Below are 20,658 nucleotides of genomic sequence, written 5' to 3'. Positions count from 1 at the left end.
CCCCCAAAAATATCTATGTTAAGGAAATAACATGCCTGAGATTCGCACCCTTGGCGAGTTTATTGTTGAGAAACAACATGACTTCCCCCACGCAAGCGGTGATCTTTCATCCCTTTTGTCATCTATTCGTTTGGCAGCAAAAATAGTCAACCGAGAAATCAATAAAGCGGGTCTTGTCGATATTACTGGTGCCGTTGGTACCGATAATATCCAAGGTGAAGAGCAACAAAAACTGGATGTTTATGCCAACGAAAAATTTAAAGCGGCTTTAGAGGCTCGTGACCAAGTGTGTGGTGTCGCGAGTGAAGAAGAAGATGAAGCGGTTGCATTCAATAAAGAACTCAACAAAAATGCCAAATACGTAGTGTTGATGGACCCTCTCGATGGCTCATCAAATATCGATGTTAACGTATCGGTGGGTACTATTTTCTCTATCTACCGCCGCGTTTCACCGGTCGGCACTCCACCAACACAAGAAGACTTCTTGCAACCGGGCCATAAACAGGTAGCGGCAGGCTATGTAGTATACGGCTCATCAACCATGTTGGTTTACACCACGGGTAATGGAGTCAATGGCTTTACTTATGACCCTTCACTGGGCACCTTCTATTTGTCTCATCCAAATATGATGACTTCTGAAGATGGTAAAATTTATTCCATCAATGAAGGGAATTACATTCGTTTTCCAACCGGTGTGAAGAAGTACATCAAGTACTGTCAAGAGAATGTACCTGAGGAAAATCGTCCTTATACGTCACGCTACATTGGTTCGCTAGTCTCTGATTTCCACCGCAACCTATTGAAAGGCGGTGTTTATCTCTATCCTAGTACCCAAAGCCACCCTGACGGTAAGCTACGTTTATTGTATGAATGTAATCCAATGGCTTTCTTGATTGAACAAGCTGGCGGTATCGCTTCTGACGGTGTGAATCGTATTTTGGATATCAAACCAACAGAATTGCATCAGCGCGTTCCTTTTTTCTGCGGATCCAAAAACATGGTCAGAAAAGTAGAAGAGTTTATAGAACGCTACCGCGATTAATCATTAAGACAAACAAGCGCCTAACAACAGGCGCTTTTTTCTCCCCCAAATCATCTATCCTCAAACGACTTGGGGTGGCAGGTAGGCGAGCGTAACACTACTACAGCCTCATCGAAGAATGGCACAAAGCTCTTGCTTATGGGTTTACACTATTTCGTGTTTACCGCTACAGTTTCTATACCCAAACCACTTGAAGTTGCAGGTAGGCGGCAAGTAAGTGAATCCCCATGAGCATAGATAAACTATGTGATTGGGGTGAGGGAACGTAGCCAACACCGCTGCAAATTCAAGTAGGAAGGGTATACGTTATTTCTATTAACATTTAGCGATTCAAGTCCAGTAATACCAATCACAGTAAATAAGTGATCAGAAATAGCGCAGGAAAAAGGCTTGAGAACAAGGCAGCTCTTTTCGACAAGAAGTTTCGATAAGTAGTTATTCTACAATCAAAAATTCTAACGCAGTTATCGAGCATTTTAACCAGCTAGGATGAATAGTTATTTACTACGATTGGTATAATTGAAAAGGAAATATCAAATGAGCTTAAACAACGTACCTGCGGGTAAATCATTACCTGATGATCTTTACGTAGTGATTGAGATCCCAGCCAATGCTGACCCCATCAAATATGAAGTAGATAAAGAATCTGGCGCTGTATTTGTTGACCGCTTTATGTCAGCCCCGATGTTCTACCCATGTAACTACGGCTATGTGAACCACACATTGTCATTAGATGGTGACCCAGTCGATGTCTTGGTGCCAACTCCTTATCCGCTAATGCCTGGTTCAGTAATTCGTTGTCGCCCAGTGGGTGTGTTGAAAATGACAGATGAATCTGGAGAGGACGCAAAAGTTGTCGCGGTGCCTCATTCAAAATTATCCAAAGAGTACGATCATATTCAAGATGTAGACGACTTACCTGCTTTACTGAAAGCACAAATCACCCAATTCTTTGAACGCTACAAAGAATTAGAAGCCGGGAAATGGGTCAAAGTGGATGGCTGGGAAGATGCCGCCGCTGCTCGCGCTGAAATTCTATCGTCTTACGAGCGCGCACAACAATAATTTGTGAGTGAAGCGCTGCGTATCAGGAAGGCAAGAGCCAGCAGTGACTGGCTCTTAAAGATACTAGAATCGACCAGCGGTTGATTGGCGACCCGATATGTAGTCTTGTTGGAAAAATACATTGTCTTTATCACACACACCCAAGTACGGTTTACCGATAACCCCAAGTATATAAGCATTTTGTTGGCAATACATCGCTCTTCCTTGCTCGTATCCGTCGCTATAAGAGAGATAAAGCTCATCCGATGTGACTAATTTTTCAACTGAGAGTTTCAATAGTCCTCTCTCTCCCTGCTGCAGACCAAATTGCAACCAATCGCTATTCACTGATGTTGTCGGAGTTGGTTGAACTGCACAACCAAATAAAACAAATGTAAGTAGTAACAAAATAGGCTTCATAAAACACCTCCTTGACACAGACACCATAATAATACGGATTCACTTACCAATTAGTTCACACTCTTTGACACCAATCCCCAGAATCAATCTGCGAATTTAAGTCACCGACTTGTTGATAGATATATACCCAAGCACGGCCAAAAGGGGTGTCAATCATTTCTCGTCGATATTCCACAGGAACATCTTCTAAAATATCGAGCTGCTTGAGCGTTGCTTCATCGATCATATACACTTCACCAGTAATCGATTGATGGCCTTTTATAAGACCAGGATACGCGCCTAAATCATACAATGCATATTCAGATGCTGTTATAAAGGATCCTAGCATTTGACCAGACTGCAAAAAATGATGATTGCTTTCACCTTGGCGCAACGTGCCATATACAAAGACCAAATGCTGCATTTTACTTTCCCTAGTAAGTTAAGATTTATCTAACAGACTAAAACTCGCGGCACTTCCATACCGAAGAACTCGGAACTCAGCAGGCTTAGTCAAACTCAAACTGATATAAAATATCAACCGCACTATCTAGGCCAGAGACCGCTTCTAAGTAAAGATCCTGCATCAAGCGGTAACGCACCGTAAATTCACCAACCGAGCTGAAAATGCCCACTCCATATTTTACTTGCAAGCCGGGTAAAATATAACCACTGACAGTCACTTGTGAATCATCGCCTGTTCCTGCGGTATCTAATTGCAGATCTTGTACACCAAATGCTTGACCAATTTCGCCAACGACTCGACCGCTTTTAGCTAAACTCAAGCCAATCAAAGCAGTCGTCATTGCGTTGCCACCAGCTTCACCGTCGATGTCTTGTCCACGTAGTAAATAAGACAAAGCATTTGCTTGTGGCATAGCAGGTTCAGAGAAAATGGATACTTCTGGCTCATCAGCAGGACCTGTTACTTTAACACCAGCAATCACATCATCGGCGGTATTGTCAGGGTTACGGATCGCTTTGATAGACACATAAGGTTGGTCAGCAGGGCCGTTCATTAAGATCTTACCTTCTTCAATAACCAGATCCTGCCCAAATGAACGATATGAACCATCTTTGATATTTATCTCGCCAGTGATGAATGGACCTTTGTCTTTTTGCGTCACATTCAGACGACCGATTAAGCCACCTTGTAAACCAAAAGCGTTGAGTTTGAAATCATCACCAATCGAGATATTAATATCAGTTTCGATGTTAAACGGAATAGCGTTAAAATCATCAATGGGCTGTAAGGAGGCATCAAGAATGACTTGATCTTTCGAGACACTGACTGCACTTGACGGCAACTCTTCAACCAAAATTCGACCCCACGGTAAATTGATATTCCCCGTAATCTTCGCAAGACTTGGCTTAACGCTAATCGTCATATCGGGAACCACTTTAATTTTGACCATCGGCGGTAAGTCGACCATCAACTCCTCTGCAAATACTCGTAAATTGGCATGCCAATCTTCTAAACGTTGCCAGTCTGCATCACCCACTAAATCAAGTTCACCATCGGGGGTTTGAATTGCTGCGTTTAGTGCAGCTTGATAACCATTGAAATCAACCGCTAAACGCCCCGAATTGACATCTACAGGAGAAATATCTCCCTTGATAAGCATCTCATCGACAACTAAGCTACCGATCACTTTAGGGTGTAACATTGGCCCATTAAATGTCAGATCGGTGGTAATGTTTGATTTAACTTGGCTGTACTCACCGATAATTGGCTTAAGAAAATCAAGATTGAATGTGGAGAGTTTTAAAGTTCCATCAATTGTTTTGTCTTTCGCTATGACATTAGGAACGGTCAACTGCCCAGAAATATCGCCATTATCTGTAACATCTAGTAGCCATTGAGCCAAAAGTTTGTTTTGATCTAAATTCGTTTCCAGCGACACACTTTCCCAGCCAAGCGTCACCGGATGTTCGAGGTGCTGTGTGACATGCCCTTTAGATAAATTCAGTGTGGCCTGTGCTTGAGGAGCGCTATTTTCCGCCCACTTAGCCGTGATATTGGCATCCGCTAGCCCTTGGATTTCAGTTTCAGCAGGTACAAACATGGAAATTTGCTTGAAATCGAACTGGTTAATCGAAAGCTGCGCTGCACCATTTTGACCAACTGTCGCCTCTTTATCTAAGCAGAGAGAGGAATCATTTTGTAACCAACAGTGCGCCGCAATCGTCGCTTGTTGTTTATCTACATTAACTACGATTGGAGTAACTTGATTCAGTTCCCAAGGCCCTTGCTGAGTAGAAAACTGCACGCTATCTAGCGCACCTTTCCATATCATGGCAGGTTTATCTTCAAAAGCACCACTGATAGCTAAGCTAGTTGAGAGTAAATCTGACACCATATCTAAGCTCAGTGTATGTTGCTGCTGAGTCCCAGCAAAATTTAGATCCAGACTTTCAACACTATGTTGTTGGTATTCCAGTTGACTAGCTTGTAAGCGTATTTTGGCTTGTGGCGTTGGTAGCGGTATGACATCCCCCTGTAAAGTCACATGCTGCAAGGTGGCTTCTTTTTGCCACGCTAAAGAATCAGCATCTAATCTCAATTTGATTTTTGGCTGTTTGAGATCGCCACCTAACTGAATATCACCGATTAATTTACCAGCAAGATCGGGAACACTTTTGGCTAAATCAGAGAAGTCGACAGACAACCCCATGCGCCAATTCTTATCCAGTACACCTTTCGCCGTTATTTGGTTTGGACCGTGAGCGAGCGTTAAACCACTTGTCGATACTTGAAATTCACCTTTACCAGTAGGATCTGAGGCATCGAGTTGACCTTCAATATTGAGCGGATAATCACGCAATGTCCCATCAATATCTAAAAGCGGTAACGCGATCTTCCACCCACCTTGCGAAGTTAACTCGCCGCTTGTTTCCAGTTTACCGCTGATCACCCCTTCAGCTTCTGACCACTGTAAACCGGGCTGAATATCTTGCATGGTTAATGCGGCTTGCCAATTGATTGGAGCTTGCCAATTGGCCATCGCTTGACCACGTACGCTGCCACCTAACGTTTCAACCAACAAAGATTCAAGAGCAATCTGTTCCAACGTCCCTTTTCCTGCCACATCCAACGACACATCGGGTAGATCTTTACCTTTAAGCTGTGTCTGCAAGGCTAGGTTATACCCTTGCAATGAGCCTTGTGTTTTCAGTGTTGGAACAGAAATAAAATAGTCACCTTGCCCGATGAGTGGCCATTGGGCCTGTACATCATCCAACACGATATCAAATGGGAGTTCAGGATCTAAAGGCGATAATTGTGCATGCAGCGTCGCTTGCGCCAATCCACCAAACTTAGCATCAAGGGTTAAATCATTAACGCTACCAAAGGCGTCGAGCGCAACAGTCTGCCCATTAGCTTCAGCCTTTTTAATGGTGCTTTTTAACGATAAATTTAATGGGTACTCGCCTTGTAATCTCACATCTGCTTTTAGGTTTGCCACCAACAGTGGAATATCCAACTCTAGCGCTTTTAATGAGACGTTATGTTGATAGGCATTCGCCACTAAACCTAAATGATTGACCACAATAGGTTCTGCTTGTTGCAGAGTGAAATTATTGATGTCAAAACGCATAAGCTCGACTTGCAGTGGGATCGTCACATCCGGTAGCACTATCGGTTGTCTCTCTGACTCAGCCGCGGTAGGCATTGCTGATTCAGCTTCATTTGGGGCTAATGATAGTTGGATATCATTCCAACTGGTTTTACCTATTTTTAAACGATTACCGAACATAGAAGCGTTGGTCGAGAAGCTCTGCCACGCTATTTTATTGCCCAAGATATCCAGTTCAATATCGTTTAACACTACTCGCCCAATGGTAATAGGCACAGGAATAGAGATGGCGGTTACCGGCTCAGATTCGACTACTTGCGTCTCATCACTTTCTGGTGGTAACTCTGGCATAGCAAAGTCCAGTCCTATGACCGCAAGTTCTTGCACGCACAATGCAGGATCGAATAAGCAATTAGCATTGACGGCTAACGTTACTCTTTTGGCTTTCAAATCAAGATGTAAGTCATCATCGATAAATGTCACTTGATTAAGAGTAAAGCGTGGAAATAAGGCACCTTGCGTAGTAGAGACTTGCAGTTGAGGGACGGCTTGTTGCGCACCCCACAACAGTACATTCAATCCTGCATTAGTGAACAACAAGCCAATAATAGCAATGAGAAATACCATCAGCAGGACAGATAAAATCGTAGCTATCCACTTGGTTATCTTCAACATAGCCTTGGTCATAATTCAGGCCCCAACGTAAAGTGCAATTTAAATTCATCTCCTGGGGCCGAATCAAGCCCCCAAGCAAAATCTAGACGAACAGGGCCAACAGGTGACGCCCAACGAATACCCACACCAACGCCAGTTTTCCACTCAGGGGAATCATTAAAGGCATCGCCGTAATCGACAAACGCAGCTCCCCACCAATCTCCAACCACACGATATTGATATTCCAATGACGTCGTCGCAATATATTGGGCCCCAGTTAAAGCACCACTTGCATCTTTGGGTGAAATAGATTCATAGCCATAACCACGCAAACTATTGTCACCACCAGCAAAGAAACGCAGTGAAGGAGATAGCTTATCGAACTCATCGGTAATATTGGCTCCTCCATCGATACGAAATAGACCACGATGGTTCCGACCAATACCCCGCAGCCAAGCAGTACTAGCTAAAACACGACCCACTCGAGTTTCCGATGCAAGACTAGGGTCTGCGTATTCTAAGGTGATACTCTGCTTATCTCCCCACATGGGCATCGAACCTCCCCTCACTCGGGTACGGGTGTAAGTGACACCTGGCAATACAAAATGACCAACATCGCTTTGCAAACCTTGTTCATAATTTTCCATCAAATAACGGACAAATAGTGTGCGATGCCAACCAGTATCTAGCTCCCAATGACGTTCAACAGATAAATTGGATTCTAAACTTTGAGTATCACGACTATCGACATTCTTCATTCCATACTGAATGCGATAATACTGACGCAACACATCTTCTAACGGGATTTTATAACCGGCAGTAATAGTTTGCTCAGGCGCAGAAATCGAGACACTGCTATTAAAACTATGACCTCTACTATTCACCCAAGGTTTATTCCATTTCAATGAACCTCGCACACCAACGTCGGTTGAATAACCCAGACCAGTTTCAATTTTATTGCGAGCTTGTGGAGCAAGTGACACCTTCATTGGCACCTCTCGCCCATTACCTAATTGGCTTAAGTCAGGCTCAACAAATACAGAAGAGAACCAATCAGTATTGGAGAGATTTTGGTTGTATACACCAACCTTAGACACCAAATAAGGTTCACCAGTCTCGTAAGGTTGCAGTGAGCGAACTCGCTCTTCTTTAATCTGACTGTCCGTAATGGTTGATGCACCGAAATGATAACGTATCCCACTGTCGAAATGCAGGCGAACAAATGCTTGGTTCAGATCTGGTGCAACTTCCAATCGGCTGAGTGTAAAATCACCGTTAAAATAGCCTTTCTGCAACGCCAAATTGCGAATGCTCGATTTCAGTGTATCGTATTGACCATGGTTGATTGGCGCGCCAACTTGCAGCACATTTTTAGAAATTATCTCTCTAAAATCACGATCAGATTCGGCCTCACCACTGATGACAACATCAAACTCTTGTACTGTCATCACTTCACCGGGAGTAACATTAACCACTAACTTCTGGCCATTAGCCTCAACGATAAAATCAAATTTAGGATGGTAGTAGCCTATAGCACTCAACGCCTCAGAGATGCTTTTTTCTAAACGAGATTGAAAACGTAAGTCTGTCGAATAATCGCTTTGTGGGATGGACGATAGATAACCATCAACGTTTGTTTTTTGCTCTCTTTGCAAGCCATTGATGGCCAAATCCACATCAGCATAAACCGAAGTAGAGAGCAGTAACATCGTCAATAGCACTGGTAATGATTTTCGTCTCATGCTTAATTAGGGCGCAGTTGAGTTAACAGATCTTGAATAGGTTGAAATCATACCGTCAATAGCAACTTTCGTCTGTATGAAATCAGTCAATTATCCAGTCTTAATCTTAGTAAATAGCTCAATAATAAAAAAATAAAGTATCAATCAGTTTATAAAAGGAAAGGTTATGTTTGACAAGCAAGCTATGGTCAACGCTGACACAGCTCTACCTGGACGTAGTACCACAATGGAAATTGATGCTGCTCATTATGTGAATAACAGCAAATTAAATGCACAGCCCACAGATGATGAACAACAAATCCTCATTGGCATGGGCTGCTTCTGGGGTGCAGAACGCCTATATTGGCAACTCGATGGCGTTGTATCGACTTCTGTTGGTTATGCAGGGGGATTTACGCCCAACCCAACCTACGAAGAGGTCTGTACCGGGAAAACAGGACACACAGAAGTGGTACGCGTTATCTTTGATCCAAAACGCTTGCCATTAGCAACACTACTCAGTCATTTTTGGGAAAAACACGATCCAACTCAAGGGATGCGGCAAGGTAATGACAAGGGCACTCAATATCGCTCTGCTATTTACACCTTTAACGACGAACAACAACGAATCGCTGAACAGTCAAAATCAAACTATCAGCAAGCTTTATCTGAGCATGATAAAGCTGCCATCACGACCGAAATTCTACCAGCGAGTCACTACTATTTTGCGGAAACATATCATCAACAATATTTAGCTAAAAACCCGAACGGCTACTGTGGATTAGGCGGAACAGGCATCTGCTTCCCACCACAATCCAATCAATAACTTGTACTAAAATGAGGCTCTCTTGGCATTTTACCTAATGCCGTGAGTGCCTATTTTCGTTGTTTCTATAATTCTGTGCTATACCTTTGTTGCTCAATCAAAGGGAATAATACAATGAAAAATAAAACACTTATCGCCATTCTATTGGCGTGCTCTCCAACAATCGCTTTAGCGCACAATATCACTTTGGGTCAATCAGTACCTAAAGTTGAGGTTGCGAAACATGGCGAAATCATCCTGCAAGGCGATAAAGCCGAATACCAAGCTTGGAGCAGTGACCTGCTCCTAGGTAAAGTTCGCGTAATTCAAGCTATTGCAGGGCGCAGCAGTGCAAAAAAAATGAACGCGCCGCTCATGGCTGCAATTACTGCAGCCGGATACCCACAGGAAAATTACCAAACGACCTCGATCATCAACCAAGATGATGCTATCTGGGGGACGAGCTCTTTTGTGAAATCGTCAGCTCAAGACAGCAAAAAAGAGTTCCCATGGTCTTCAATGGTCCTGGATGAGGCTGGAAATGTTGCTAATACTTGGGATTTACAAGCCGAATCTTCAGCCATTATCGTTCAAGATAAACAAGGAAAGGTGCTGTTTGTTAAAGAAGGTGTCCTTACAGAAGATGAAATTCAAACAGTATTAGGCATAATCAAGCAGAACTTATAGCGCTCGCAAACTCACCATGATTGGGTGATGCCTATCGATAGATATTCTCACCCAATATAAAAAAGAGTATTCTTTGCTCTCTTTATATTGTTATATTATAACAATTGTTATTTTCACGACTGTCTTCATTTAATGCTCAATCGTCCGTGTTTTTCCTATTCCAGCATAAAGTTCACTGCACTATGTGCAGTGTTACTCACCTTATGGCTGAATGCGGCTTATGTTGAGCATTACCTCGACATCACGCCATCCCATCATACACAGCACCATTGTCAGCATTTTGCAGGTCTACAAAATGGCCTAAGCTGTGCGATGCCGACGCTGCCGGTGATGATTGGAAGTGAGATTCCTTTTACTGTAGAAAGAATACAGCGTCGTCCTTCTGTCCATTACGCTTATCTTGCGCGCTCTCCGCCGATATTTTAAACATTTTCATAGCCATGATTATTACCCAAGGCGCATGCGCTAAGGGATATTTTAATGTTTAAAAGGAACCAACCAATGATAATGCAACACAAACTAGCTTTATGTATCGGCGTTGCGATGAGCGCATCTAGCCTGATGATCAGTACGGCAGTACTCGCCAATGAAGAGTTTCGTCAACATGACGCACACGTACACGGCCATGTTGAATTTAATATTGCTCAAGATGGACAAGATTTATTAATCGAGATTACAGCGCCAGGCGCTGATGTGGTCGGTTTTGAGCATGCCCCAGAAAATGATCAACAACAGCAAACACTGAATAAAGTGCTTGAACAGTTCAACCAACCCAAGGCAATTTTCCAGTTATCTAGCGCAGCGAACTGCCACCTAGAACAAAGTGATATTACACACACTTTAGGTAGTGATGAGCACCACGACCACGACCATCATGATAAAGATATCCATCATGATCATGATGAGCATCACCACGATGATCAACACTCAGCCCATGGTTCATTCAGTGTGCAATACCAATATCACTGTGATGACATTGCTCAATTACAACAAATTGATACTCAATGGTTTAAGTTGTTCCCAAATACCAAGTCGATCAGTGCTAATCTGCTTACAGACAAAGCACAATCTGCATTGGAATTGAAAGAGAACAATACGCGTATTTCATTTTAAGCCATCACAACGTTGGGTAAGAACTTACTTACCCAACGCTTTTGTTGTTACAGGAATCAACCATGAGTGATCTGCATATTCTATCGCTGGCCTCTGTCATTGAATTGAATGACGTTGAATTTTGTTGGCCCAACAGCCCTCAATCAGCGTTAAACATCAAACAGCTTTCGGTTAAACGTGGTGAGCATCTATTTATAAAAGGACCTAGTGGCTGTGGAAAATCAACCTTACTCAGCCTGTTAACGGGCATCAACCAAGCCCAACATGGCCAAGTTTCGATTTTAGGTACCGATCTTTCAGCACTAACATCCCGTCAACGAGATAAATTTAGAGCCGACCATATCGGTTATATCTTCCAACAATTTAATTTATTGCCTTACTTGTCGGTTATTGAAAACGTGATATTACCTTGTCAGTTTTCAGCCATACGTAAACAGCAGGTCGAGGGAGATATGGCCGAAAAAGCCAAACAACTGCTCACTAGGCTGCACTTAGCTGAATCGCTATTTACTAAACCAGTTATTGAATTAAGTATTGGCCAACAGCAGCGCGTAGCTGCCGCTCGAGCACTCATCGGCGAGCCACAATTGATCATTGCCGACGAGCCAACCTCAGCTCTCGATCACGATAATCGCTTAGCCTTTATTGAACTGCTACTCGAAGAAGCGGACCACGCAGGGGCCACCTTGGTTTTTGTCAGCCATGACCCAACACTAGAAAATCTATTTGACCGAAGTATTCACTTACCACAATTAAACCAAGCAGGAGAATTCGCATGAATGTGATTGCTAACCTTGCTTGGAAAAGTGTCCTAAACCGTAAAACAACAGCCATACTATCGATACTGACTGTAGCCATTTCCGTCATTTTGCTGATGGGTGTAGAACGGATCCGCACTCAAGCCAAAAGTAGCTTTGCCAACACCATTTCAGGAACTGATTTAATCGTCGGCGGCCGTTCAGGACAAGTTAACTTGCTGCTCTATTCTGTATTTCGCATTGGTAATGCTACCAATAATATCGACTGGAAAAGCTACCAAGATTTTAGCCAGCACCGCGCGGTGAAATGGGCAATCCCTATTTCATTAGGAGACTCGCACAAGGGTTTTCGGGTGATGGGCACGAACCACAGTTATTTTGAGAATTTTAAATATGGAAGTAAGCAACCACTTACTTTTTCTCAAGGAACTGAGTTTAATGGATTATTTGAAACAGTATTAGGTTCAGATGTCGCCAAAACGCTTGGATATCACATTGGTAGCGATATCATTATCGCTCATGGCATCAGCGATGTTGGGTTTAGTCGCCATGACAACTTACCATTCAAAGTTGTAGGCATTTTAGCTCCTACTGGCACACCAGTTGATAAAACCGTACATGTATCACTTGAAGCGATTGAAGCGATTCACGTTGGCTGGGAATCTGGTGCACATTTAGGCAATACACCATCGCAAGAGCAATTAGCCCAGTACAATTTTCAACCAAAGCAGATCACCGCCATGTTGGTCGGGCTAAAATCAAGAATTCAGACGTTTGCCCTACAGCGTGAAATTAATAATTATCGCCAAGAACCTCTCAGCGCAATTATGCCGGGCGTTGCCTTGCAAGAATTGTGGAGCATGATGTCCGTCGCTGAACAAGCATTAATGGCGGTTTCCATTTTTGTAGTGGCCGCAGGTTTACTGGGCATGCTCAGTAGTTTATTAACCAGCTTGCAAGAAAGGCGTCGTGAAATGGCCATACTACGAGCAATGGGTGCTCAACCTAAACATATTTTTGCCCTGCTCATCAGTGAGGCCACGACACTCACTTTTATGGGAATCGTCGTTGGGCTTATCGGTCTATATGCTTTACTCGCTATTGCTCAACCATTTATTGCTCAACAATATGGCATCCAAATTACCTTAAGTGCTATTAGTCGCTACGAGTGGCAACTATTAGCTTATGTACAACTCGCCGGTGTGATCATTGGTTTCATTCCTGCATTGCGCGCATATCGACAATCACTCAGTGATGGTATGACCATCCGAATTTAGGATTTATTGATGAAGAAACTACTACTTATCGGCACCTTATTGCTGTCCGGCTTGTTGCCATTTTACGCACAAAGTAACGAAGATGTGTTAAAGCTAGATTGGATTGATCTCATTCCACAAAACGAGCGTAACCAATTCACACCCGAAGGCATGCCTGCCTTAAGCCATAATGGTGATATGACAGCGGAACAGTCTAAGGTTGGAGGTGTGAGAAGTGAGCTAAACGGTAGTAAAGTCAAAATTCCGGGGTTTGTGATTCCATTAGAGGGCGATGCTAACATGGTGACCGAATTTCTACTGGTTCCATATTTTGGCGCTTGTATACACGTACCACCACCACCACCAAACCAAATTATTTATGTGAAATTTCCCAAAGGTGCGCCCATTCAACAGCTATGGGATGTGATTTATGTCGTCGGTACATTGAAAACAGAAAGTGTCAGTCACGAATTGGCTGAGACCGCTTATGTGATCGAAGGAACCGCTATTGAAGAATATGATGATATGTAATTAACAAAGCAGCAACCTATCGATTCGTCTGAGCTACGCTATATATTTGTAGAGATACACTAACAAAGCAATATATACCAAAAAGAGTAAGGCTATCGATAGGAGCTTTTTTAGTTTATTTTCTTTCCAACGCCTCATAAACACCCCTCGAACATTGATAACAATTTTAACAAATTATTATCAATGACGATAGCTCAAATTTATGATCTAGAACAACTGTTTTTTCTAGATGCGAAATGAGTTACACGTTACATTTTGATTTATAGATGAAACGAGCGATTGAATCGGAAATGTGAATGGTAGATACCAGTAAACCTATCGTGATTGAGCATCAAACAAACTCAAACCAAAGCCACGAAAAAAAATCGAGTTATATCAAAGACAGCGCCAGCCGCATTTTGAATATTGCACAGTGCCATGGTCTTGATGCATTACTGCAAAACGAACCACCACAGAAAACCCCACTCGACCGCGCCCTGTTTAGAGAGCGTCAGCGCAAAGAACAGAGACAAAAAAACCTCGAACAGATCCTCAAACTCGCTCATGTTTCATGCAAAGATGAAACGGCTGGCGATCCAGACCAAGACTGGTTGCATCGTTTTTTTGATATGGCGCAAGACATCCATAATTCCTCCATGCAGCGACTTTGGGCGCAAGTACTTAAGCGTGAAGTGACCAACCCAGGTTCGACATCATTGAAAGCATTGCAAGTTCTACAAGATATGACCCCAAAAGAGGCGCAAATCCTCCAAAGAGCATCATCATTAGCATGCAGTTTTGGGAGCGATAATAGCCGAAAACTGTTGGTTGGAGTTCGAGCATCAAATGGGATTTTTAGTTTAGGTAAACGCAATACCACCTTTACCATCAATATGGGGAGCTTCCAACTTCCCTACTCGAGCCTATTAGTGTTAATTGAGTTGGGTCTGTTGCATGCAACCGAACTAGAATCAGGCGAAATTGAACTAGAACCTGCGCTATTGCTGACCTATCAAGGTAAAAACTTGTCTTTGCAATCGATAAGCAAAGGGGTTCGCTTACTCTATTACCGCTTTAGTCCAACGGGTAACGAGCTGTGCAAGCTACTCGGTAATAAACCCAATATGCAGTATTACGATCAAATGGTTGCCGTATTAAGCCAAAAATTCACCGTGCAAACCGAAGCGGCCAGTAATTCATTTCATCACGCAGTGTAAGCACTCGACGTCGTTAATATAGTTAATACAATAGCAAAAGGGCTCATCAGAGCCCTTTGGACGATTTAGTATCGTAATTTTACGCGATGATCGCACGCTGTTTCAGTGCTTGCAGACAAAGATCGACCAGTTCATCAATCGGCTTTTCACCAGCCGGAAGGTCTATTTCCGGGTTTAACGGTTGTTCATATTCAGAATCGATTCCCGTGAAATTGGCAATTTCTCCAGCACGAGCTTTTTTATATAGCCCTTTAGGATCACGCTGCTCGCAGATATCTAAATCAGTATTGACGAACACTTCAATAAACTCGCCCTGTGGCAATAAATCGCGCACTAACTGACGCTCTGCTCGGTGCGGTGAAATAAAAGCAGACAGCACAATCAACCCTGCATCAGCCATTAATTTTGCCAACTCACCAATGCGGCGGATATTCTCACGGCGATCTTGGTCGGAAAAACCCAGATCACTACACAAACCATGACGAACGTTGTCACCATCCAATAAATAGGTATGAAAACCCAATTGTGCTAAACGCAGCTCTAATGCTCCTGCAATCGTCGATTTACCAGCACCAGAAAGTCCGGTAAACCACAGCACAGCTGGTTGTTGCTGTTTTAATTTGGCACGAAATTGTTTATCAATACTGTGTTGATGCCAGACGATATTTTCATCTTTATTGGCAGAAGCGGTACTCATAACGAAGTCCTTTTTTATACATCAAAATGGAAAAAATTGAGGAATAAGTGTCAACACCAAAGCTGAATACACCAACGAAATTGGCACTCCGATTCGTATGTAATCGCTCAATTTATAATTTCCTACGCTGTAAACCAGTAAATTGGTTTGATAACCATAAGGGGAAATAAAGCTGGCACTGGCACCAAACAGCACTGCCATAATAAATGGCATCGGGTCAACGCCATAGCCAATCGCCATGCTGTAACCAATAGGAAAGGCCAGTGCGGCGGCTGCGTTGTTAGTCACTAGTTCAGTGAGCACTAAGGTGACAAAATAGGTCGCCACTAAAGCACCAAATACCCCCCATCCATTAAACGCTTCGATGAACATTTGCCCCATCCGAGCAGAAAGACCGGATGAGATCATCAGTTGTGCAATGGATAAAGCTGAACCAACGATCACCACAATATCAATCGGGAAACGGCGACGTAGTTCGTTGATTTGTACAATGCCACAAATCAACATCACCAATAGATAGCCCAATAAGCCTTTGATGATAGGAATGAGCCCCAATAGCGAAGCGGCAATCACAGCAACAAACCCTATCAACACTAAACTGGATTTATGGCTATCAAGCTTGGCGCTAGAATCCAAATCATTGATCAGTACAAACTCGCGGCGATGTGCTCGACGTTCAGCATCAAAACGCTTACCAGGAACCAATACTAAGGTATCACCAGCGGTTAAAATTATATTACCAAGCCCACCTTCTAAACGTTCATGACCACGACGAATCGCGACCACAACCGCATCAAATCGCTCACGAAATTGGCTTGATTTAAGTGTTTTATTACAAAAACTGGCTGATGAGCTCACCACCACTTCAACAAAGCTTTGGCCGTTTAAATGATGTTGTCCAAACAACGTTAAACCTTGGATCTCTTGCAGAGTTGAAACACTTTCAATATCACCACAAAACAGCAGGCGATCTTTGGCTTGCAGTATAAAATCAGGATCTACCGATGCGACGGTTTCACCATTGCGGATCACTTCAGCTAAAAACAGTTTACGCAGTGCTCGTAAATTATTTTCACTGATACTCCGCCCCACCAGCGGTGATCCAGCTTCGACTCTAGCTTCTAAGAAATAAGGTAAATCCTCTTGGCTTTGATCATCGTAATTCGGTAAAAAATAACTGAGCGGAATTAAGATCAAAACACAACCGAATAAGACCGCAAGTCCAATCATCGTCGGCGCAAAAAATCCCAAACTCGGCAAGCCAGCATCTTCCACAAAGCTGTTAATAATGAGGTTGGTTGACGTTCCTATCAGAGTTAATGTGCCACCAAAAATGGCCGCATAAGAAAGTGGGATCAATAACTTAGAAGGCGCATGTTGTTGATTACGCTTAACTGCGCCAATCAATGACACCACGACAGCAGTATTGTTGGTAAATGATGATAGCAGCGCCGTTGATAAGCCTAATTTAGCTACCACAGACCCAAGTGTACCTTCGGAAATACTACGGCTCACCCAACTGATCAAACGTGTTTTCTCTAAAGCAGCCGAAGCCAGCACCAGAAGAATTAACGTTAATAGTGATGAGTTAGTGAAGTTTGCCGCAACACTTTTTAGCTCGATCATTCCTGCCATAAACGCTACAAAAGCGGCACCCGCAAAAATGAAACTAGGCTTAATACGAGTTGCAAGCAAGCAAGTAATAATGCCGAGCAAAATTGCTAACACCAATCCTTGTTCCCACATAACTCATCCCTCAATAAGAGAGCGATCACTCACTCTCACAACAATGACTACTTTAATAATTGACTGAGATCTTTTGCGTCCCAATGTGGGAAATGCTTGCGGATCAGAGCATTTAATTCAATTTCGAAAGCAGAATGATGGTTTTCATCGCGCGCTAAGTTTTGTAGGCTATCACGCACTAAACCAGCTCCAACTGTTACGTTAGTAAGACGATCAATAATGATAAAACCGCCGGTATTGGCGCTGTCTAAGTACTTGTCGAGAGCAATCGACTCATTCAATGACCATTCGCACAACCCAATACCATTGAGCGGCAGCTCATCACTTTGATAGGTCGAAAGGTTATTGATGTCATATTGATGACGAATAGCCTTTACTTGACCAACCGTTTTCTTACCTGCAATTTTGATGTTGTACTCGCGACCCGCCTGAAGTGGTTGCTCAGTCATCCACACCACATCTGCCAATAGGTGGTTAGTTGACTCAACATTCGCCCCTTCAAGGACAATTAAGTCACCACGACTAATGTCGATTTCATCTGTCAGTGTCAAGGTAACCGCTTGACCTGTCTGCGCTTGTTCTAGATCACCATCGAAAGTGACAATGCGGGCAATGGTCGATTGTTTACCCGATGGCAATGCTTTGATTGAATCACCGACGTTGATGCGACCTGATGCTATCGTGCCCGCAAAGCCTCGAAAGTCGAGATTCGGGCGGTTGACGTACTGCACTGGAAAACGAAATTCGCCCGCACCTTTCTCTTGATCAACATCGACATCTTCAAGTAACTCAAGTAGAGATGGTCCTTGATACCAGTCCATAAACTGACTCTCCTCGACCACGTTATCGCCTTCTAATGCTGAAATCGGGATGATCTGAATATCAATCTCACCTTGCAGGTGTTTGGAAAACTCCAAATAATCTTGGCGAATTTGCTCAAAACGCTCTTGTGCATAATCAACCAAGTCCATTTTATTGACCGCGACGACAAAATGCTTCAGGCCCAATAAGTTGGAGATGAATGAATGGCGACGTGTTTGATCTAAAATCCCTTTACGGGCATCAATCAGAATCACCGCAAGATCACACGTTGAAGCTCCAGTGGCCATATTGCGCGTGTATTGCTCATGCCCAGGAGTATCGGCAATGATGAATTTTCGTTTTTGAGTTGAGAAATAACGGTACGCGACATCAATCGTGATGCCTTGTTCACGTTCGGCTTGCAAACCATCCACCAGCAGCGCCAAATCAGGACGTTCGCCAGTCGTACCAACACGCTGACTATCGGAATGCACTGCGGCTAATTGATCTTCATAAATCTGCTTTGAATCATGAAGCAGACGACCAATTAAGGTACTTTTTCCATCATCTACCGAACCACATGTGAGGAATCTAAGTAGCGATTTGTGTTGGTGTTGAGTGAGGTAACCTTCAATACCTAGCTCAGAAAGTTGAGCTTGAACTGCACTATTCATAATCTTTCCTTAGATCCTTAGAAATAACCTTGGCGTTTTTTCAATTCCATCGATCCCGACTGATCGTGGTCGATCGCACGGCCTTGTCGTTCACTTGATGTGGCAACGAGCATCTCTTCAATAATACCGGGCAAGGTATTCGCTTTGGATTCAACAGCGCCAGTCAGCGGGTAACAACCGAGAGTGCGGAAGCGAACACTTTTGTATTCAACCTTTTCACCCGGCTCAAGTTTCATACGGTTATCATCAACCATGATCAACATGCCATCACGCTCGACCACAGGACGAATTTCAGACAGATACAGCGGAACAATTTCAATATTTTCTAGGTAGATGTATTGCCAAATATCAAGTTCAGTCCAGTTCGATAAAGGAAATACGCGAATGCTTTCGCCCTTGTTTACTTGGCCGTTATAGGTCTTCCATAATTCTGGACGTTGGTTTTTAGGATCCCACGTGTGGTTTTTATCTCGAAATGAATAGACCCGCTCTTTGGCACGAGATTTCTCTTCATCACGACGAGCACCACCAAAAGCAGCATCAAAACCGTACTTATTCAGCGCTTGCTTAAGCCCTTGAGTTTTCATGATATCGGTGTGTTTTGAAGAGCCATGAACAAATGGACTACAACCCATGGCCAGACCTTCTGGGTTTTTGTGCACCAGTAGTTCAAAACCATACTTTTGTGCTGCGCGATCACGAAATTCAATCATCTCGCGAAACTTCCAGTCAGTATCGACATGCAGCAAAGGAAACGGAATTTTTCCTGGGTAAAAGGCTTTACGTGCTAGATGCAACATGACGGATGAATCTTTACCGATCGAGTACATCATTACTGGGTTATCAAATTCAGCCGCCACTTCACGAATAATGTGAATACTTTCCGCTTCGAGCTGCTGTAAATGGGTTAAGCGTTGTTGGTCCATCTTCATGCTTCCTTTTGGCTCGCTGTGCGAGCGTGTTGCAATGAGAGTCATTGATACGATCGTATTTTCAGAGCGTTACTGTGCCCTTATGATTAGAATTAGGCGTAATTGATGTGAGTGGTCTCAATCGCTTGGCCGTACTGAAATGCAGGCTCACCAAACCAATGCAGCTTGTCAGACAACGCAACGACTTCACCAACCACAATTAAGGAAGGCGCTTGTGCTTTTGCTGCCAATTGAGATAAATCGCTAAGTTGACCTTTGAAAACTTGCTGTGTTCGCTGAGTACCGCGTTCAATGATGGCGATCGGTGTGGTTACTTGGCGGCCATGCTCAATCAACTGATCTTGGATATAACTCGACTTCATCAACCCCATATAAATCACCAAGGTTTGATTACCACGGGCTAGCGTTGACCAATCCATATCATCGTTTTCAGCTTTTAAATGACCAGTAACGAATAAGGCTGATTGAGCATAATCTCGATGAGTTAATGGGATGCCAGCATAAGCCGTCGCGCCAGCGGCTGCAGTAATACCAGGGATCACCTGAAACTTAACTCCGGCATCGAACAAGACTTCCAGCTCTTCACCACCGCGCCCAAAAATAAAAGGATCACCACCTTTAATGCGCACTACTTTATGACCTTGCTTGGCAAAATCGACCAATAGCTGATTGGTTTTGTGTTGCGGAACACTGTGATGACCGGCTCTTTTACCAACACAAACCAAAATGGTTTCACTGGATACCAAAGACATGATTTCATCTGAAACCAAGTAATCATAAAGCACCACATCGGCCTGCTGCAGAAAACTCAACGCTTTTAAAGTTAATAATTCAGGATCACCAGGACCTGCACCAATTAGTGCTACTTCGCCTGAAGCAAGTTGGCTTTTTACGTACGATGGCGTGCTAGGAACTAGGGTTTGAGCATTCACAGCAACGAGGCGTGGCCCTTTTACCGGAAGCTGAGAAATTGTGTCCTTACCTATCATTATCGTCATCCATAACTAAATTTATAGAGGCATTA

At 43.4% G+C, this 20,658-nt stretch carries 19 protein-coding genes; 10 read left to right on the top strand and 9 right to left on the bottom strand.

Translation table 11 applies throughout. The features are described from left to right. Positions 1-31 precede the first annotated feature (31 nt). Complete coding sequence (fbp, locus tag AACW06_RS07475; RefSeq protein WP_053309482.1) at positions 32-1,042, top strand: class 1 fructose-bisphosphatase; 1,011 nt, start codon at positions 32-34, stop codon at positions 1,040-1,042. A 537-nt stretch (positions 1,043-1,579) separates the two neighbouring features. Continuing rightward, positions 1,580-2,107 carry an inorganic diphosphatase gene (gene ppa / locus AACW06_RS07470; protein WP_053309483.1) on the top strand — a complete coding sequence of 176 codons (528 nt, stop codon included), beginning with the start codon at positions 1,580-1,582 and terminating at the stop codon, positions 2,105-2,107. A gap of 63 nt (positions 2,108-2,170) precedes the next feature. On the opposite strand, the gene AACW06_RS07465 is transcribed toward ppa, so the two are convergent. The 4 genes from AACW06_RS07465 to tamA all read right to left on the bottom strand — a co-directional run bounded on the left by AACW06_RS07465 (position 2,171) and on the right by tamA (position 8,459). Then, positions 2,171-2,506 (bottom strand): DUF2799 domain-containing protein, encoded by a 336-nt coding sequence (locus tag AACW06_RS07465; protein WP_192074592.1) that lies wholly within the window; start codon positions 2,504-2,506, stop codon positions 2,171-2,173. Positions 2,507-2,561: 55 nt separating this feature from the next. Then, entirely contained in the window at positions 2,562-2,909 is a 348-nt protein-coding gene (locus AACW06_RS07460; RefSeq protein WP_053309485.1) for a gamma-glutamylcyclotransferase family protein, read from the bottom strand. An 85-nt stretch (positions 2,910-2,994) separates the two neighbouring features. Further along, positions 2,995-6,750, bottom strand: a complete 3,756-nt coding sequence (gene tamB / locus AACW06_RS07455) for an autotransporter assembly complex protein TamB (protein ID WP_192074591.1) — start codon at positions 6,748-6,750, stop codon at positions 2,995-2,997. Then, positions 6,747-8,459 carry an autotransporter assembly complex protein TamA gene (gene tamA, locus AACW06_RS07450; RefSeq protein ID WP_192074590.1) on the bottom strand — a complete coding sequence of 571 codons (1,713 nt, stop codon included), beginning with the start codon at positions 8,457-8,459 and terminating at the stop codon, positions 6,747-6,749. The genes tamB and tamA overlap by 4 nt, the downstream gene beginning before the upstream one ends. A gap of 166 nt (positions 8,460-8,625) precedes the next feature. Here tamA and msrA point away from each other — a divergent pair, with 166 nt between their 5' ends. From msrA to AACW06_RS07410, 8 genes are all read left to right on the top strand, one after another. Beyond that, entirely contained in the window at positions 8,626-9,264 is a 639-nt protein-coding gene (gene msrA / locus AACW06_RS07445) for a peptide-methionine (S)-S-oxide reductase MsrA (RefSeq protein WP_192074589.1), read from the top strand. A 114-nt stretch (positions 9,265-9,378) separates the two neighbouring features. Next, positions 9,379-9,930, top strand: coding sequence for a YtfJ family protein (locus AACW06_RS07440; protein WP_192074588.1), 552 nt, complete (start codon positions 9,379-9,381; stop codon positions 9,928-9,930). Between the two features lie 132 nt (positions 9,931-10,062). Beyond that, entirely contained in the window at positions 10,063-10,356 is a 294-nt protein-coding gene (locus AACW06_RS07435; protein ID WP_172531850.1) for a DUF2607 family protein, read from the top strand. A 75-nt stretch (positions 10,357-10,431) separates the two neighbouring features. Continuing rightward, entirely contained in the window at positions 10,432-11,043 is a 612-nt protein-coding gene (gene zrgA / locus AACW06_RS07430; protein ID WP_192074587.1) for a zinc uptake protein ZrgA, read from the top strand. A gap of 62 nt (positions 11,044-11,105) precedes the next feature. Continuing rightward, complete coding sequence (locus AACW06_RS07425) at positions 11,106-11,822, top strand: ABC transporter ATP-binding protein (RefSeq protein ID WP_192074586.1); 717 nt, start codon at positions 11,106-11,108, stop codon at positions 11,820-11,822. Beyond that, positions 11,819-13,078, top strand: a complete 1,260-nt coding sequence (locus tag AACW06_RS07420; RefSeq protein ID WP_192074585.1) for an ABC transporter permease — start codon at positions 11,819-11,821, stop codon at positions 13,076-13,078. The genes AACW06_RS07425 and AACW06_RS07420 overlap by 4 nt, the downstream gene beginning before the upstream one ends. Before the next feature lie 9 nt (positions 13,079-13,087). Continuing rightward, entirely contained in the window at positions 13,088-13,588 is a 501-nt protein-coding gene (locus AACW06_RS07415) for a DUF3299 domain-containing protein (RefSeq protein ID WP_192074584.1), read from the top strand. A gap of 296 nt (positions 13,589-13,884) precedes the next feature. After that, positions 13,885-14,784 carry a TIGR03899 family protein gene (locus tag AACW06_RS07410; RefSeq protein ID WP_192074583.1) on the top strand — a complete coding sequence of 300 codons (900 nt, stop codon included), beginning with the start codon at positions 13,885-13,887 and terminating at the stop codon, positions 14,782-14,784. Between the two features lie 79 nt (positions 14,785-14,863). Here AACW06_RS07410 and cysC read toward each other — a convergent pair whose 3' ends face one another. From cysC to cobA, 5 genes are all read right to left on the bottom strand, one after another. Next, positions 14,864-15,481 (bottom strand): adenylyl-sulfate kinase, encoded by a 618-nt coding sequence (gene cysC, locus AACW06_RS07405; RefSeq protein ID WP_192074582.1) that lies wholly within the window; start codon positions 15,479-15,481, stop codon positions 14,864-14,866. 21 nt (positions 15,482-15,502) lie between these two features. Then, positions 15,503-17,227 (bottom strand): SLC13 family permease, encoded by a 1,725-nt coding sequence (locus tag AACW06_RS07400; RefSeq protein ID WP_192074581.1) that lies wholly within the window; start codon positions 17,225-17,227, stop codon positions 15,503-15,505. Between the two features lie 47 nt (positions 17,228-17,274). Next, on the bottom strand, positions 17,275-18,702 hold the full coding sequence (gene cysN, locus AACW06_RS07395; protein WP_192074580.1) for a sulfate adenylyltransferase subunit CysN: 1,428 nt from the start codon (positions 18,700-18,702) through the stop codon (positions 17,275-17,277). A 17-nt stretch (positions 18,703-18,719) separates the two neighbouring features. Then, the gene (cysD, locus tag AACW06_RS07390; protein ID WP_238336655.1) at positions 18,720-19,628 is read right to left on the bottom strand and encodes a sulfate adenylyltransferase subunit CysD; all 909 of its coding nucleotides are present in this window, start codon (positions 19,626-19,628) and stop codon (positions 18,720-18,722) included. Positions 19,629-19,726: 98 nt separating this feature from the next. Continuing rightward, positions 19,727-20,623 carry a uroporphyrinogen-III C-methyltransferase gene (cobA, locus tag AACW06_RS07385; protein ID WP_192074578.1) on the bottom strand — a complete coding sequence of 299 codons (897 nt, stop codon included), beginning with the start codon at positions 20,621-20,623 and terminating at the stop codon, positions 19,727-19,729. Between the last annotated feature and the right edge of the window lie 35 nt (positions 20,624-20,658).

The sequence above is a fragment of the Vibrio sp. S12_S33 genome (genome assembly GCF_963889785.1).
GTDB lineage: Bacteria > Pseudomonadota > Gammaproteobacteria > Enterobacterales > Vibrionaceae > Vibrio > Vibrio aestuarianus.
The sequence above is the reverse complement of the archived record's forward strand: the minus strand, read 5'-3'. Positions and strand labels throughout refer to the sequence as shown.

Coding starts and splice junctions, on each gene's coding strand:
- AACW06_RS07400 (WP_192074581.1), bottom strand. CDS start 17,227: ATGTGGGAACAAGGATTGGTGTTAGCAATTTTGCTCGGCATTATTACT.
- AACW06_RS07410 (WP_192074583.1), top strand. CDS start 13,885: ATGGTAGATACCAGTAAACCTATCGTGATTGAGCATCAAACAAACTCA.
- zrgA (WP_192074587.1), top strand. CDS start 10,432: ATGATAATGCAACACAAACTAGCTTTATGTATCGGCGTTGCGATGAGC.
- ppa (WP_053309483.1), top strand. CDS start 1,580: ATGAGCTTAAACAACGTACCTGCGGGTAAATCATTACCTGATGATCTT.
- AACW06_RS07460 (WP_053309485.1), bottom strand. CDS start 2,909: ATGCAGCATTTGGTCTTTGTATATGGCACGTTGCGCCAAGGTGAAAGC.
- tamB (WP_192074591.1), bottom strand. CDS start 6,750: ATGACCAAGGCTATGTTGAAGATAACCAAGTGGATAGCTACGATTTTA.
- AACW06_RS07425 (WP_192074586.1), top strand. CDS start 11,106: ATGAGTGATCTGCATATTCTATCGCTGGCCTCTGTCATTGAATTGAAT.
- cysN (WP_192074580.1), bottom strand. CDS start 18,702: ATGAATAGTGCAGTTCAAGCTCAACTTTCTGAGCTAGGTATTGAAGGT.
- fbp (WP_053309482.1), top strand. CDS start 32: ATGCCTGAGATTCGCACCCTTGGCGAGTTTATTGTTGAGAAACAACAT.
- cysD (WP_238336655.1), bottom strand. CDS start 19,628: ATGGACCAACAACGCTTAACCCATTTACAGCAGCTCGAAGCGGAAAGT.
- AACW06_RS07420 (WP_192074585.1), top strand. CDS start 11,819: ATGAATGTGATTGCTAACCTTGCTTGGAAAAGTGTCCTAAACCGTAAA.
- AACW06_RS07465 (WP_192074592.1), bottom strand. CDS start 2,506: ATGAAGCCTATTTTGTTACTACTTACATTTGTTTTATTTGGTTGTGCA.
- tamA (WP_192074590.1), bottom strand. CDS start 8,459: ATGAGACGAAAATCATTACCAGTGCTATTGACGATGTTACTGCTCTCT.
- cysC (WP_192074582.1), bottom strand. CDS start 15,481: ATGAGTACCGCTTCTGCCAATAAAGATGAAAATATCGTCTGGCATCAA.
- AACW06_RS07415 (WP_192074584.1), top strand. CDS start 13,088: ATGAAGAAACTACTACTTATCGGCACCTTATTGCTGTCCGGCTTGTTG.
- AACW06_RS07440 (WP_192074588.1), top strand. CDS start 9,379: ATGAAAAATAAAACACTTATCGCCATTCTATTGGCGTGCTCTCCAACA.
- AACW06_RS07435 (WP_172531850.1), top strand. CDS start 10,063: ATGCTCAATCGTCCGTGTTTTTCCTATTCCAGCATAAAGTTCACTGCA.
- msrA (WP_192074589.1), top strand. CDS start 8,626: ATGTTTGACAAGCAAGCTATGGTCAACGCTGACACAGCTCTACCTGGA.
- cobA (WP_192074578.1), bottom strand. CDS start 20,623: ATGATAGGTAAGGACACAATTTCTCAGCTTCCGGTAAAAGGGCCACGC.